The sequence below is a fragment of the Streptomyces sp. NPDC002784 genome (assembly GCF_053592135.1).
Window position 1 is genome coordinate 808217 of record NZ_JBSFVD010000001.1, and the last position, 14691, is coordinate 822907.

General features: G+C 71.5%; 10 protein-coding genes and 1 riboswitch. Of the genes, 4 read left to right on the forward strand and 6 right to left on the reverse strand.

Annotation, left to right across the window (positions count from 1 at the left end):
* Positions 1-3: 3 nt before the first annotated feature.
* Both ACWD1Z_RS03745 and ACWD1Z_RS03750 read right to left on the reverse strand, forming a co-directional pair.
* Positions 4-1197: a LolA family protein gene (locus ACWD1Z_RS03745; protein ID WP_451115173.1), complete on the reverse strand. Its 1194-nt coding sequence runs from the start codon at positions 1195-1197 to the stop codon at positions 4-6.
* Between the two features lie 262 nt (positions 1198-1459).
* A complete protein-coding gene (locus ACWD1Z_RS03750; protein WP_451115175.1) occupies positions 1460-2470 on the reverse strand; it encodes a polyprenyl synthetase family protein in 1011 nt (336 codons plus the stop codon).
* A gap of 254 nt (positions 2471-2724) precedes the next feature.
* Between ACWD1Z_RS03750 and ACWD1Z_RS03755 the strand changes: the two genes are divergently transcribed.
* Both ACWD1Z_RS03755 and ACWD1Z_RS03760 read left to right on the forward strand, forming a co-directional pair.
* Positions 2725-4728, forward strand: coding sequence for a CocE/NonD family hydrolase (locus ACWD1Z_RS03755; RefSeq protein ID WP_451115177.1), 2004 nt, complete (start codon positions 2725-2727; stop codon positions 4726-4728).
* Between the two features lie 269 nt (positions 4729-4997).
* A riboswitch (cyclic di-AMP (ydaO/yuaA leader) is annotated at positions 4998-5181 on the forward strand.
* Between the two features lie 3 nt (positions 5182-5184).
* Complete coding sequence (locus ACWD1Z_RS03760) at positions 5185-5667, forward strand: transglycosylase SLT domain-containing protein (RefSeq protein WP_451115178.1); 483 nt, start codon at positions 5185-5187, stop codon at positions 5665-5667.
* Between the two features lie 9 nt (positions 5668-5676).
* On the opposite strand, the gene ACWD1Z_RS03765 is transcribed toward ACWD1Z_RS03760, so the two are convergent.
* Positions 5677-6483: an HAD family hydrolase gene (locus tag ACWD1Z_RS03765; protein ID WP_451115179.1), complete on the reverse strand. Its 807-nt coding sequence runs from the start codon at positions 6481-6483 to the stop codon at positions 5677-5679.
* Positions 6484-6802: 319 nt separating this feature from the next.
* On the opposite strand from ACWD1Z_RS03765, the gene fahA reads away from it, so the two are divergent.
* Both fahA and ACWD1Z_RS03775 read left to right on the forward strand, forming a co-directional pair.
* Complete coding sequence (gene fahA / locus ACWD1Z_RS03770) at positions 6803-8026, forward strand: fumarylacetoacetase (RefSeq protein ID WP_451115180.1); 1224 nt, start codon at positions 6803-6805, stop codon at positions 8024-8026.
* 219 nt (positions 8027-8245) lie between these two features.
* The gene (locus ACWD1Z_RS03775) at positions 8246-9184 is read left to right on the forward strand and encodes a M56 family metallopeptidase (RefSeq protein ID WP_451115181.1); all 939 of its coding nucleotides are present in this window, start codon (positions 8246-8248) and stop codon (positions 9182-9184) included.
* A gap of 33 nt (positions 9185-9217) precedes the next feature.
* Here ACWD1Z_RS03775 and recQ read toward each other — a convergent pair whose 3' ends face one another.
* From recQ to ACWD1Z_RS03790, 3 genes are all read right to left on the reverse strand, one after another.
* Positions 9218-11269 carry a DNA helicase RecQ gene (gene recQ / locus ACWD1Z_RS03780; RefSeq protein ID WP_451115457.1) on the reverse strand — a complete coding sequence of 684 codons (2052 nt, stop codon included), beginning with the start codon at positions 11267-11269 and terminating at the stop codon, positions 9218-9220.
* Between the two features lie 201 nt (positions 11270-11470).
* Positions 11471-13120, reverse strand: coding sequence for an NADH-quinone oxidoreductase subunit NuoN (gene nuoN / locus ACWD1Z_RS03785; protein ID WP_451115183.1), 1650 nt, complete (start codon positions 13118-13120; stop codon positions 11471-11473).
* Positions 13117-14688 carry an NADH-quinone oxidoreductase subunit M gene (locus tag ACWD1Z_RS03790; RefSeq protein ID WP_451115185.1) on the reverse strand — a complete coding sequence of 524 codons (1572 nt, stop codon included), beginning with the start codon at positions 14686-14688 and terminating at the stop codon, positions 13117-13119. The genes nuoN and ACWD1Z_RS03790 overlap by 4 nt, the downstream gene beginning before the upstream one ends.
* Positions 14689-14691 lie beyond the last annotated feature (3 nt).

Below are 14691 nucleotides of genomic sequence, written 5' to 3' on the forward strand. Positions count from 1 at the left end.
TTACTACCCGGCGTTCGCGGCCTTCACCAGCGCGTCCTTGGTGACCGCGCCGACGTAGACCGTGCCGTCGTCGGTGATCAGGGCGTTGATCAGGCGGGTCTTGAAGACCGTACCCTCGCCGAACGAGCCCTTCACCTTGTCGCCCAGGGAATCCATGAAGCCGCCGAGGTCTCCGCCGACCTCGGAGCCGGAGGGGATGCCCTCGCCGCCGGTGTCGAGGACGGCGATGGAGTTCCAGCCCTCGCCGATGACCTCCGGTTCGCCCTCCGGCTCCAGCTCGGGCGCCTTGGAGTGCTCCTCCTGCTCCTCCGCCGGGGCCTCGATCGCGTCGTCCTCGGTGACCTTCGCGCCCTTCGGCGGGGTGAAGTCGAAGGTGGAGGCGGCCGGCTTGGCGAAGCTGACGTCGGTGAAGCCCGCGTCCACGACGGCCGCGCCGCCGCTCGACGGGGTGAGCGTGAACTTCAGCGGCATACCGGTCTTCGCGTCGACGGCCACGGTGATGGCGCCGACGGTGGTGCCGGACTGCTTGGGCTTGATGAGCAGCCGGTAGGCGTCCCGGCCCGCGACCTGCGCGGTGCCGTCGACGGTGACGGACGTGGTGTCGTCGACCGACTTCAGGGCCTCCTCCGTGAGGTCCTTGGGCGTGGCCGGGACCTCCTTCTCCGGCTCGGCGCTGTCGGGGGCGGTGCTGTGGAAGACCTCGTTGGAGGAGCTGTCGTAGCCCCAGACGTCCTTGCCGTTGTGGATGAGGCTGTACTCCGAGGCGTTCTCCAGCAGCGAGAGCTTCTGCCGGTCCGGGCCGTCGACGGCGACCCGCAGGGTGTGGCTGCCGGACACCAGTTCGGTGAGCTTGGCCGACGGGTCGGCGGACGAACCGTCCCCGGACTCCATCGCCCCGGACGCCAGCGAGCTCTCCAGACCGCCGAGGTCGGGCAGCCCCAGATCGGTGCTGACGCGCACGGTCCCGGACAGCTGCTGTACGTCGGACTCGGCGATCTTCTCGATGAGTTGCTGTGCGCTGATCTTCGGCAGGTCGGGGTCGCCGGAGTCGGCGAGGGCGGGGACGAGACCGATGGTCGCCGCCGCCACGCCCACCACCGCGACCGGAACGACGTACCGCGCGGCCTTGCGCCGCCCCGAGCGCAGGTCGTCGACCTCGTTCGCGGTCGTGCTGTCGTCGGATTCGTACGGTGCCATGTCTGACTTACCTCCGTCGTCGGCGGCGGCCTGCCAACTCCCGTGCGTCCAGCCCTCAGCCGCCATTCTCACCCGAATCGGTGAGCAGTGGTGTTTTCCGTTGTCACCATCTGACCAAATCGGCGGCCGCGAAGCGTCAGACCGCGGGCTCAACTCCGTGTACACCTGCGGTATGACACAAGAGGGCGGCGCCTCCCCCGACCCGTAGGGGTCGGACGGTGACGCCGCCGTTTCGCCGGTGGCCCGGAAGGGGGCCGCGCCGCTAACCCGCGCGGTGCACCACCGCGTCGCACAGCTCCATCAGCGCGGCCTTGGCGTCGCACTCGGGCAGGGGCGCCAGCGAGGCCCGCGCGTCCTGGGCGTACCGCACGGTGTCCCGGCGGGCCTGCTCCAGAGCCGGGTGCACCCGCAGCGCGGCCAGCGCCTCGGCATGCCGCACATCGTCGGTCAGGTCGGAGTCCAGCAGCTCGCAGAGCGCGATGTCCTCCGCGAGACCCAGCCGCTGCGCCCGCTCCCGCAGCCGCAGCACGGGCAGGGTCGCGATCCCCTCCCGGAGGTCCGTACCCGGCGTCTTGCCGGACTCGCGGGAGTCGGAAGCGATGTCCAGGACGTCGTCGGCCAGCTGGAACGCGACCCCCAGCCGCTCGCCGTACTGGGTGAGCACGTCCACCACCGTCTCGTCGGCGCCCGACATCATCGCGCCGAAGCGGCACGACACCGCCACCAGCGAGCCGGTCTTCCCGGCCAGCACATCGAGGTAGTGCTCGACCGGGTCGCGCCCGTCCTGCGGTCCCGCCGTCTCCAGGATCTGCCCGGTGACCAGCCGCTCGAACGCCTCGGCCTGGACCCGGACGGCCTCCGGGCCGAGGTCGGCGAGGATGTGCGAGGCGCGGGCGAAGAGGAAGTCGCCGGTGAGGACCGCGACCGAGTTCCCCCAGCGGGTGTTGGCGCTCGGCACCCCGCGCCTGACCTCGGCCTCGTCCATCACGTCGTCGTGGTACAGCGTCGCCAGGTGGGTCAGCTCCACCACCACGGCCGACGGCACGATCCCCGGCGCGTGGCGGTCCCCGAACTGCGCGCTGAGCATCACGAGCAGCGGCCTGAACCGCTTCCCGCCCGCGCGCACCAGATGCTGGGCTGCGCCCGTGATGAAGGGGACCTCGCTCTTGGTGGCCTCGAGCAGTCCCTCCTCGACAGCCGCCAATCCGGCCTGGACATCGGCTTCCAGAGCCTGGTCCCGCACGCTCAGCCCGAACGGCCCGACGACGGTCACGAGGGGTCTCCTGTCTGCTGGTGTCTACTGGCGATTACGCGGTTTGTCGATAGGTCGCTGCCTTCACTCAAGTCAGCGTATCCGGTCACGTTTCGATCACCGCTGCCGCCCACCCGTCCACGACGGGCGGTATCGGATCACGGCGGTTATGTTTTTGATCACCTGATAAGAACGGATATAGATCGACTTACGTGGAAGCGGTGGAGCGTGTCTCGAACCGAAGTCGACGGCCGCCCGCCCCCGAGGCCCTCACGATGAGCCCGCACATCCGTACGTCCTTCCCCTACGAGACAACCCACGCGGATGTCCGTATCCCCCTCGCGGACGGAACCATGCTGTACGCGCGCGTGTGGCGCCCGCTGAGCGACGAGCCCGTGCCCGCGCTCCTCGAGTACCTCCCGCACCGGCTGACCGACGGGACCGCCCCGCGCGACGTCCAGCGCCACCCCTGGTACGCGGGTCACGGCTACGTCTCCGTCCGGGTGGACGTCCGCGGGCACGGCAACAGCGAGGGGCTGCCGACGGACGCGTACTCGGCGACGGAGCTGGCGGACGGGGTCGAGGTGGTGCACTGGCTGGCGGCCCAGCCCTGGTGCGACGGCAAGGTCGGCATGTTCGGCCTCTCCTGGGGCGGCGGCAACTCCCTCCGGGTCGCGGCTCTCGCGCCCGAGCCGCTCAAGGCGATCGTCACGGTCTGCGCCACCGACGATCGCTATGACAACGACGCGCACTGCACGGGAGGTTCCGTCCTCGCGGCAGGTCTGCACGCCGGGGCCGCCACCCTGCTCGCCCACGCCTCCCGGCCCCCCGATCCGCGGTACGCCGGGGACGCCTGGCAGGACATGTGGCTCAGGCGCCTGGAGTCCCTGGAACCGCTCCTGCACACCTGGCTGGACCACCAGACCCGGGACGACTACTGGCGGCGGGGCAGCGTCCGCGAGGACTACGGCGCCATCGACGCCGCCGTCCTGGCGGTGGGCGGCTGGCACGAGCCGTGCCGCGACACCGTGCTCCGCCTCGTCGAGCACCTGCCCGCCGACCGCGTCCGCGGCCTGATCGGCCCCTGGTCCGCCCAGTACCCCGACCGCGGCCTGCCGGGACCGGCGATCGGCTTCCTCCAGGAGACCCTGCGCTGGTGGGACCACTGGCTGAAGGGCGCCCCCACGGACGTACTGGCGGAGCCCCTCCTGCGGGCCTACGTCACCGGCCCGCACCCGCCCGCCCCGGCCTGCGGCACCCTGCCCGGCCACTGGGTCGGCGAGCCCGCCTGGCCCTCCCCGCACATCACGAACGTGACGTACGCCCTCCAGGGCGCCCCCGTCCTCGTACGGTCGCCGATGCACACCGGGGTGGACGCCGGCCGCTTCCGCCCGGTCGGGAACGAGGCCGACCTGCCGCCGGACCAGCGGGAGGAGGACGCGCGCTCGGCCTGCTTCGAGTTCACGGTGGGCAAGGACACCTGGGTGCTGGGGCGGCCGGGGGTGCGGCTGCGGCTGACGTCGGAGGTGTCGCGCGGGCAGGTCGTCGCCCGGCTGTGCGATGTCGCCCCCGACGGCACCTCCACCCTGGTCACGCGGGGCGTGCTGAACCTCTCCGCGCGCCTCGGCCGGGACCGGGCGGTGCCGTGGGAGCCGGGTGCCACCCGGGACGTGGAGCTCCGGCTGAACGGCATCGGGTACGCCTTCCCGGCCGGGCACCGCATCCGGCTCGCGGTGTCGTCGGCGTACTGGCCGTGGGTGTGGCCGCAGGCGGAGTCGGGGGCGGGCTTCACGCTGGATCCGGCGGGGAGCTTCCTGGAGGTGCCGGTGCGCGCGCGGGCCGAGGCTTCCGGGGGCGGCGTCGGTTTCGAGGAACCCGAGCAGGCCGAGCCGCTGGGGGCGAATGAGCCGGTCACGCTGGACGAGCCGCGCCCGGAGCGGCTGGTCGTCCGGGACGTGGCCAAGGGTGAGTGGCGCCTGGAGGTCGATCCGCGGGACGGCGGCACGCGCGTGTACCCCGACGGCCTGGAGTGCACCGAGGACGCGCTGGAGACGTACACGATCCGGGAGGCGGACCCGCTGTCCGCCCGCACCCGCTCGGACCGGTCGATCCGGCTGCACCGGCCTGACCTGGCGTGGGACACGACCGTGCGGACCCGCTCGGAGCTCACCTGTGACGCGGAGGACTTCGTCGCCTCGAACGAGGTGATGTGCACGGCGGGCGGCGAAGTGGTCTTCCACCGGACGCGGGAGAAGCGGATCCCGCGAACGGCGGGCTGATTAAGCCTCCTTGAGGCGATTGCCCGATTTAGTGTGACTTGCGATCACGCGTGATGTGACTCACGCCCGCGAGTCCACCGGCACCCCACGGACTTCCCCCGACGCCCCTTCCCCGGCCGCCAGTTGAGCCTTGACACTCGCAAAGATGCACCCGCCACACACCCTGTGGACGAAGATCAAAACCCTGGATATGTGAATCCGCTACTTGTTTCGGACATGTGCTCTCGCATACGTTCCCGGCCTGTCGGGCGGACGCCTAATCCTGCCGCCGTCCGGCTCCACCGAGATTCTTCGTACGGCAGGAGCGGGGGAACCAGGTAAGTCGCCGACCCGGAACGTCTTCGGACGCGCCGGTGCGGCTCGGGGTGCAGTCGCGCGCCCTTCGCGGTGCGCGGCCGGGCAGCTCCCGCCCGAACCCGACAGCTCACCTCGCAGGCGCCGGAGAGGAACTTCGTCATGCCTGCTGCCGCTCAGCACCGTCCTGCCCGCACCAGCCGGGTCGCCCGCAAGCTCGCCGTCCTCGGCACCGGAGCCGCCGTACTCGCGCTGCCGCTCCTCGGCGCGACCACCGCCTCCGCGGCCACCCCGACCGTCACCACCGCCGCCTCGCTGGGGTACGCCAACAACCTGGACGGCTGGATCCACGCGTCCCTCCAGGTCATGGCCCAGAAGGGGATCCCCGGCAGCTACAACGGCATCTACCGCAACATCATCCGGGAGTCCTCGGGCAACCAGTACGCGATCAACAACTGGGACTCCAACGCCGCCGCCGGCACCCCCTCCAAGGGCCTGCTCCAGGTGATCGACCCGACCTTCCAGGCGTACCACGTGTCCGGCACCTCGTGGGACCCCTACGACCCGGTCGCCAACATCACCGCCGCCTGCAACTACGCGGCGCAGCGGTACGGCTCGATCGACAACGTCTTCGGGGCGTACTGACCGGGCCCGTCACCGGAAGAGTCGTTCGAGGACGACGGCGATGCCGTCGTCCTCGTTCGACAGGGTGATCTCGTCGGCGACCGCCCTGAGTTCGGGGTGGGCGTTGGCCATCGCCACGCCGTGGGCGGCCCAGTCGAACATCGGGATGTCGTTCGGCATGTCACCGAAGGCGATCGTCCCCTCCGGGCCGAGACCCAGGTGATCCGCGGCCAGGGCGAGCCCGGTCGCCTTGGTGATGCCGCATGGCTGAAGTTCGACGGTCCCGGGCCCCGACATGGTGACCGTCGCCAGCGAACCCACCACCGCACGCGCCGTCGCCGCCAACTGGTCGTCGGACAGCTCGGGATGGCGCAGCAGCACCTTGCTGATCGGCGCGCCCCACAGATCGTCGCGCCGGCCGACGCGCACCGCGGGCAGGGTGGGATGCGGCATCAGGTACCCGGGCTCGATCAGGGTGAGCCCGTCGACGCCGTCCTGGTCGACCGCCGCGTACACCTGCCCCACCTCGGCCTCGATCTTGCCGAGCGCGGTCTCGGCCAGCTCCTGGTCCAGGGTGACGGACCAGAGCAGACGGCCCGCGCCGGCGTCGTACACCTGCGCGCCCTGCCCGCACACCGCGAGCCCCTCGCTGCCCAGGTCGTCCAGGAGCGGCCGCACCCTGGGCGCCGGCCGGCCGGTCACCACCAGGTGCCGGGCGCCCGCCTCCGCCACCCGCGCGAGTGCGGCCAGCGACCGGTCGGAGAGCGTGTCGTCGCCTCGCAGGAGGGTCCCGTCCAGGTCGGTGGCGATGAGTGAATATGCGATGGGTGCGGCCATGATCAGAGAATACGGACAGGACGCCCCCACGACTCAGCGCGAACCGGACGACCCCGGCGCCCTCCTGCGCCCCACGCGCCCCCTCCAACTCCCTTGCCCTCACCCGTTGCTGGCGGCCTGAGGGCACTGCCGTGCCGCACGGGCGCGGAGGGCGGGACGGGCCGGAGCGAGGTCCGTGCGACAGGGCCGCCAGCAGGCCGGGCGCACCTCGGGAACCGATCGTCCCGCTCCTTGTGCACTGCCCAAGACGGGTGCCCCACCCGTAACGTGTGCGGCGACGACACGGACCCGTGGCACGCACGAGAGTGAGGCAGCACCCATGCCCCCCTTTGATGTCCCCGAGGGCGACCCCTTCGGCCCGCACAACCTTCCGTACGGTGTCTTCTCCCTTCCCGGTGAGGACAGCGCGCGCCGGGTCGGCGTACGGCTCGGCGACCACGTCCTCGACGCGGGCGCGGCGGCGCTGGCCCTGGGTTCCCCGTACGCCTCCCTGCTCGCCCGGCCCACGCTGAACCCGCTGCTGGCGGCGGGCCGCACCGCCTGGTCGGACGCGCGCCGCGCGCTGACCGCCTGGGTCACGGTGCCGTCCCACCGGGAGACCATCGAGCCGCTGTTCCACCCGCTCTCCGCGGTGACCCTGCACCTGCCCTTCGAGGTCGCGGACTACGTGGACTTCTACGCCTCGGAGAACCACGCCCGGAACGTCGGCCAGATGTTCCGCCCGGACGCCGCGGACTCCCTCACCCCGAACTGGAAGCACCTCCCGATCGGCTACCACGGCCGCTCGGGCACGGTCGTGGTCTCGGGCACCGACGTCGTACGGCCCTCCGGCCAGCGCAAGGCGCCGGCCGACGCGGCGCCCGTCTTCGGCCCGTCCGTCCGCCTGGACATCGAGGCCGAGGTCGGCTTCGTGGTGGGCGTGCCGTCGGCGATGGGCAGCCCGGTCGGCCTCGGTGACTTCCGGGAGCACGTCTTCGGACTGTGCCTGCTCAACGACTGGTCCGCGCGCGACATCCAGGCCTGGGAGTACGTCCCGCTCGGCCCCTTCCTCGGCAAGTCCTTCGCCACGTCGGTGTCGGCCTGGATCACCCCGCTGGACGCGCTGGAGGAGGCCCGGGTGGCCCCTCCGCAGCGCACCCACGGCCTGCTTCCCTACCTGGACGACGCGGCCGAGGAACCCGCCGGCTACGACCTGCGCATCTCGGTCTCCCTCAACGGTCATGTGATCTCCGAACCTCCCTTCTCGACGATGTACTGGACGGCCGCCCAGCAGCTGGCCCACATGACCGTCAACGGCGCCTCCCTGCGCACCGGCGACCTCTACGGTTCCGGCACGGTCAGCGGTCCGGCGGAACGCGAGCGCGGCTCCCTGCTGGAGCTCACCTGGAACGGCCGGGACGTCCTGGAGCTCCCCGACGGCAAGCGGACCTTCCTGGAGGACGGCGACGTGGTGACGCTGTCGGCGTGGGCCCCGGGAGCGGACGGGGCGCGGGTGGGGCTGGGCGAGGTCACCGGGCGCGTGGTGGCCGGCGGCGGGGCCTGACCCCACCGCCTGCCGAACGGCCATCACCCCCGCGGGAGTTGCCGCTCACGGCCGCGCCCCTCGGGTCGAACGGTTCGATGGCCGCCGATGTCTGCCGCGTACCGCCGCTCGCCGTCATACTGGGCGGCGGACGGTGCGCGCGGGACACGCTCTCGCACCGCCCGCGCACACCCCGCCCCGCAGCCGCCCTTGTCCCGACCAGGATCCGGAGCCCGTGGCATGACCGTCTGCCTGCTCCTGCTGAGCGCCGTCGCGCTGATGGCCGCCGTGCCGGTACCGCGTTCCCTGACCCGGGCCATGTGGCCGGAGCGGGAGCCGGTGGTCGCGCTGTGGGTGTGGCAGTGCCTGGTCGCGACCGTGCTGCTGTGCTGTTTGACGGCCCTCGTCCTGGGCGCCGCCGCCGTCTTCCACACGGTCCGCGACCATGTCTTCGCGCCCGCGCCGCCCGCGGTGACCGCGGCGTACGACCTGTCCACGGCGCCGGTCTGGGCGACGGCCTTCACGCTGCTGCTGGCCTGCGGCGCCGCCTGGACGACGGCGATGCTGGCCCGGGAGCTGGTCGAGGCCCGGCGCAGCCGCGGCCAGGCCAGGGCCCACCTGCGCGAACGCGCCCCGGACCTGCCCGCCGGTCTCCCGGCCGCACGCGGCCCCCTGCTGGTGCTGGAGGACGAGTACCCGGACGCCTGGTGGATGCCCGGCAACCCGCCCCAGCTGATCGTCACCACCGGCGCCCTGCGCCGCCTGACCGACCACCAGCTGGACGCCGTCCTCACCCACGAACGCGGCCACGCCCGGGCCCGCCACGACTGGCTGCTGCACCTGTCCACCGCACTGGCCACCGGCTTCCCCCGCATCCCCCTGTTCGCCCACTTCTGCGACCAGACCCACCGCCTGGTCGAGCTGGCCGCCGACGACACCGCGTCCCGCCGCTGCGGCCACCTGACCACGGCGCTGGCGCTGATCGAGCTCAACCAGCACCGAGGCGTCCTGTCCTGCGCCTCCAGCCACCGCCTGCTGGGCGAGCGCGTGGACCGGCTGCTGGAACCCCAGCCGCGCCTGGACCGCCGCCACCGGGTCCTGACGACCACCGCGGCGGCGCTGGTGCCCCTGCTCCCGCTGCTGATCGTCTTCGGCCCGGGGCTGACGGCGCTGGCCTAGCGGCGAAGGCGCGTCCCGCCCCCGGGCGCCCCCTCACTCCCAGGCGTCAGGCTCCGGCTCCGCGTCCATCTCGGGCCAGTGATCCTCCTCGCGCTGAGAAACGGACTTGGGCCTGGGCTCGGGCTCGGACTTCGACTTGGACTCAGGCTCGGACTCGGACTCGGACTCGGACTCGGACTCGGACTCGGACTCGGGCTCGGCCGCGCCCTCGCCCAGTCCGGCCAGAACCCCGATCACGCCCTCCCCGTAGGTCGCCAGCTTCTTCTCCCCCACCCCGCCAACGCTCCCCAGCTCCCGCACCGACGAGGGCCAGACCGTGACGATCTCCCGAAGCGTGGCGTCATGGAAGATCACATACGCCGGAACCCCCTGCTCCCGGGCCTGCTCGGCCCGCCAGGCCCGCAGCGCCTCGAACGCGGGCACCAACCGCTCCGGCAGCTCCACCACGGCGGCCCGGGCCTTCCGCTCCCCCTTGCCGGCCGACGCCGACCGCGAGGTCACCGGCTTCTTCGGCTCCTTGCGCAGCGGCACCTCCCGCTCCCGCCGGAGCACCGCCCCGCTGCCCTCGGTCAGCACGAGCGTGCCGTAGTCCCCTTCGACGGCCAGCAGGCCCTGGGCCAGCAACTGCCGGATGACGCCGCGCCATTCGCCCTCGTTCAGCTCTTCCCCGATGCCGAAGACGGAGAGCTGGTCGTGGTCGAACTGGATCACCTTGGCCGTGCGCTTGCCCAGCAGGATGTCGACGATCTGCACGGCCCCGAACTTCTGGCCCCGCTCCCGCTGCAGCCGCACCACGGTCGACAGCACCTTCTGCGCCGCGACGGTCCCGTCCCAGGTCTCGGGCGGAGTCAGGCAGGTGTCGCAGTTGCCGCAGGCGGACGCATCGGGGTCCTGGCCGAAGTAGGCGAGCAGCTGCCCCCGCCGGCACTGAGCCGTCTCGCACAGGGCGAGCATCGCGTCCAGGTGGGCCGCCGCCCGCCGCTGGAACGCCTCGCCGCCCTCCCCCGACTGGATCATCTTGCGCTGCTGGATGACGTCATTGAGTCCGTACGCCATCCACGCCGTGGACGGCAGCCCGTCCCGGCCCGCCCGGCCCGTCTCCTGGTAGTAGCCCTCGACCGACTTCGGCAGGTCCAGGTGCGCGACGAACCGTACGTCCGGCTTGTCGATGCCCATGCCGAACGCGATCGTCGCCACCACGACCAGCCCGTCCTCCCGCAGGAAGCGGGACTGGTGCGCCGCGCGGGTCCCCGCGTCGAGCCCCGCGTGGTACGGCACCGCCTCCACGCCGTTGCGGCTGAGGAACTCCGCCGTCTTCTCCACGGAGTTGCGCGAGAGGCAATACACGATGCCCGCGTCCCCGGCGTGCTCCTCGCGCAGGAAGCTCAGCAGCTGCTTCTTGGGGTCGGCCTTCGGCACGATCCGGTACTGGATGTTGGGCCGGTCGAAGCTCGCCACGAAGTGGCGGGCCGTCGGCATGTTCAGCCGCTCGGTGATCTCCTGGTGCGTCGCGTGGGTGGCGGTCGCCGTGAGCGCGATCCGCGGCACGTCCGGCCAGCGCTCGCCGAGCAGGGACAGCGCCAGATAGTCGGGCCGGAAGTCATGGCCCCACTGGGACACGCAGTGCGCCTCGTCGATCGCGAACACCGCGATCTTGCCGCGGGAGAGCAGATCCAGCGTGGAGTCGAGCCGCAGCCGCTCCGGGGCGAGGTACAGCAGGTCCAGCTCCCCGGCGAGGAACTCGGCCTCCATCACCCGGCGCTCGTCGAAATCCTGCGTGGAGTTGATGAACCCGGCCCGCACGCCGAGCGCCCGCAACGCGTCCACCTGGTCCTGCATCAGCGCGATCAGCGGTGACACCACGATGCCCGTACCGGGTCTGACCAGGGACGGGATCTGATAGCACAGCGACTTGCCGCCGCCGGTCGGCATGAGGACGACGGCGTCACCGCCGGCCACCACATGCTCGATGACCGCTTCCTGCTCGCCCCGGAAGGTCTCGTACCCGAAGACCCTGTTGAGCGTGGCCAACGCCTCGCTCTCGGCTACCGCTGTCATGACACCGATCCCGCCCGTCCCGCCCATCGTCGTGCCCCCCGTACGTCGCTTGTCGACCACTGCGTCCACGATAGGCGTCCGCACCGACAGCGCCCGAGTTATCCACAGGCTGCCCCTCGTGACGGTCGGTGGTCGGCCGAAGGGAGCCGGTCATCCCTGCCCCGGCGCACGACGAAGGCCCCGGCTCCCACCTCGGGAACCGGGGGCCCTCCGGGTCGGCGGCGCGGGTCAGCGCACGAACACCCCGGCAGTGCTCGCCAGGTCCAGGAAGTACTGCGGCGCCACACCGAGCACCAGCGTGACCGCCACGCCGACCGCGATCGCCGTCGTCGTCAGCGGTGACGGCACCGCGACCGTGGGGCCCTCGGCGCGCGGCTCGCTGAAGAACATCAGCACGATGACGCGGATGTAGAAGAACGCCGCGATCGCCGACGAGATCACACCGACCACGACCAGCGGGGCCGCCCCGCCCTCCGCCGCCGCCTTGAACACGGCGAACTTCCCGGCGAACCCGGACGTCAGCGGAATGCCCGCGAAGGCCAGCAGGAACACCGCGAACACGGCCGCCACCAGCGGCGAACGCCGACCGAGCCCCGCCCACTTGGACAGGTGCGTGGCCTCGCCGCCCGCGTCCCGGACCAGCGTGACCACCGCGAAGGCGCCGATCGTCACGAAGGAGTAGGCGCCCAGGTAGAACAGCACGGAGGAGACACCGTCCGGCGTGGTAGCGATCACACCGGCGAGGATGAAGCCCGCGTGCGCGATCGACGAGTACGCCAGCAGCCGCTTGATGTCGGTCTGCGTGATCGCGACGATGGCGCCGCCCAGCATGGTGATGATCGCGACGGCCCACATGACCGGCCGCCAGTCCCAGCGCAGGCCGGGCAGCACCACGTACAGGACCCGCAGCAGCGCGCCGAACGCCGCCACCTTGGTCGCCGCCGCCATGAAGCCGGTCACCGGGGTCGGCGCGCCCTGGTACACGTCCGGCGTCCACATGTGGAAGGGCACCGCGCCGACCTTGAACAGCAGGCCCATGACGAGCATCGCCATGCCGATCAGCAGCAGCGCGTCATTGCCCATGGTGGACGCGAGGGCCGGGTCGACGGTGGTGAGGGTGCCGTCCACGACCTGCGCGATCGTCGCGTACGACAACGAGCCCGCGTAGCCGTACAGCAGCGCGATGCCGAACAGGGTGAACGCGGAGGCGAACGCGCCGAGCAGGAAGTACTTCACCGCCGCTTCCTGCGACATCAGCCGCTTGCGGCGGGCGAGGGCGCACATCAGGTACAGCGGCAGGGAGAAGACCTCCAGCGCGATGAACAGCGTCAGCAGGTCGTTGGCGGCCGGGAAGACCAGCATGCCCGCGACCGCGAAGAGCAGCAGCGGGAACACCTCGGTGGTGGCGAACCCGGCCCGCACCGCGGCCTTCTCGCTGTCGCTGCCCGGCACGGACGCGGCCTGCGCGGCGAACGAGTCGACCCGGTTGCCGTGCGCCGCCGGGTCGAGCCGCCGTTCGGCGAAGGTGAACAGGCCCACCAGCCCGGCCAGCAGGATCGTGCCCTGGAGGAAGAGCGCCGGGCCGTCGACGGCGATGGCGCCCATCGCCACGATGCCGGCCTTCGTGGTGCCGTACCCGTCGGCCGCGAGCGCGACCACCGCGGCGAAGGCGGCGGTCAGCGCGATGGCGGAGACGATCACCTGGGCGTAGTACCGGGACTTGCGCGGTACCACCGCCTCGATCAGCACCCCCACGACCGCCGCGCCGACGACGATCAGCGTGGGCGACAATTGTCCGTATTCGATCTTCGGCGCGTCGATCTTCGAGATCGGGTCGGCCGCGGTTGTCCACAGGCTGTGGACGGCTGATGCGCTCACTTGGCCGCCTCCACCTCGGGCTGGGGGTCCTTCTTCTGTACGTCGGACATGGTCTGCTCCACCGCCGGGTTGACGATGTCCGTGACGGGCTTCGGGTAGACGCCCAGGAAGATCAGCAGTACGACCAGCGGGGCGACGACCGCGAGCTCCCGCACCCTGAGGTCCGGCATCGTGGCGACCTCGGGCTTCACCGGCCCCGTCATCGTCCGCTGGTACAGGACGAGGGTGTAGAGCGCGGCGAGCACGATGCCGAAGGTGGCGATGATGCCGACCACCGGATACCTGGCGTAGGTGCCGACCAGGACCAGGAACTCACTGACGAACGGCGCCAGTCCGGGCAGCGACAGGGTCGCCAGACCGCCGATCAGGAACGTGCCGGCGAGCACCGGGGCGACCTTCTGCACTCCCCCGTAGTCGGCGATGAGCCGCGAGCCGCGCCGCGAGATCAGGAAGCCGGCCACCAGCATCAACGCGGCCGTGGAGAGACCGTGGTTGACCATGTACAGCGTCGCGCCCGACTGGCCCTGGCTGGTCATCGCGAAGATGCCCATGATGATGAAGCCGAAGTGCGAGATCGACGCGTAGGCCACCAGGCGCTTCATGTCCCGCTGGCCGACGGCGAGCAGCGCGCCGTAGATGATGCTGATCAGCGCCAGGACGAGGACGGCGGGCGTCGCCCACTTCGAGGCCTCCGGGAACAGCCCGAGGCAGAAGCGGAGCATCGCGAAGGTGCCGACCTTGTCGACCACCGCGGTGATCAGCACGGCGACCGGGGCGGTGGCCTCGCCCATGGCATTGGGCAGCCAGGTGTGCAGCGGCCACAGCGGCGCCTTCACCGCGAAGGCGAAGAAGAAGCCGAGGAACAGCCAGCGTTCGGTGCTGGTCGCCATCTCCAGCGAGCCGTTGGCCCGGGCCTCGGCGATCTCGGGCAGTGAGAAGTTCCCGGCGACCACGTACAGGCCGATCACCGCGGCCAGCATGATCAAGCCGCCGACCAGGTTGTAGAGGAGGAACTTCACCGCGGCGTACGAGCGCTGGGTGGACGCCACCTCCTCGCCGTGCTCGTGGGCACGGTCCCCGAAGCCTCCGATGAGGAAGTACATCGGGATGAGCATGGCCTCGAAGAAGATGTAGAAGAGGAAGACGTCGGTGGCCTCGAAGGAGAGGATCACCATCGCCTCGACGGCCAGGATCAGGGCGAAGAAGCCCTGCGTCGGCCGCCAGCGCTTGCTGCCGGTCTCCAGCGGGTCGGCGTCGTGCCAGCCCGCGAGGATGATGAAGGGGATCAGCAGGGCGGTCAGCGCGATGAGGGCCACCGCGATGCCGTCCACGCCCAGGTCGTAGCGGACCCCGAACTCGGCGATCCACGAGTGGGATTCGGTGAGCTGGTAGCGGTCGCCGTCCGGGTCGAAGCGGACCACGATCGCGACGGCGAGCGCGAGCGTGGCGAGCGAGACGAGCAGCGCCAGCCACTTGGCCGCGGTGCGCCGCGTGGCCGGTACGGCGGCCGTGACGATCGCCCCGATCGCGGGGAGCGCCGCCGTCGCTGTCAGCAGGGGAAAGGACATCGG

Bases quoted from the DNA above. Each gene is read 5' to 3' on its own strand.
- ACWD1Z_RS03745 (WP_451115173.1), bottom strand. From the start codon at position 1,197: ATGGCACCGTACGAATCCGACGACAGCACGACCGCGAACGAGGTCGAC.
- ACWD1Z_RS03755 (WP_451115177.1), top strand. From the start codon at position 2,725: ATGAGCCCGCACATCCGTACGTCCTTCCCCTACGAGACAACCCACGCG.
- ACWD1Z_RS03760 (WP_451115178.1), top strand. From the start codon at position 5,185: ATGCCTGCTGCCGCTCAGCACCGTCCTGCCCGCACCAGCCGGGTCGCC.
- ACWD1Z_RS03765 (WP_451115179.1), bottom strand. From the start codon at position 6,483: ATGGCCGCACCCATCGCATATTCACTCATCGCCACCGACCTGGACGGG.
- fahA (WP_451115180.1), top strand. From the start codon at position 6,803: ATGCCCCCCTTTGATGTCCCCGAGGGCGACCCCTTCGGCCCGCACAAC.
- ACWD1Z_RS03775 (WP_451115181.1), top strand. From the start codon at position 8,246: ATGACCGTCTGCCTGCTCCTGCTGAGCGCCGTCGCGCTGATGGCCGCC.
- recQ (WP_451115457.1), bottom strand. From the start codon at position 11,269: ATGGGCGGGACGGGCGGGATCGGTGTCATGACAGCGGTAGCCGAGAGC.
- ACWD1Z_RS03790 (WP_451115185.1), bottom strand. From the start codon at position 14,688: ATGTCCTTTCCCCTGCTGACAGCGACGGCGGCGCTCCCCGCGATCGGG.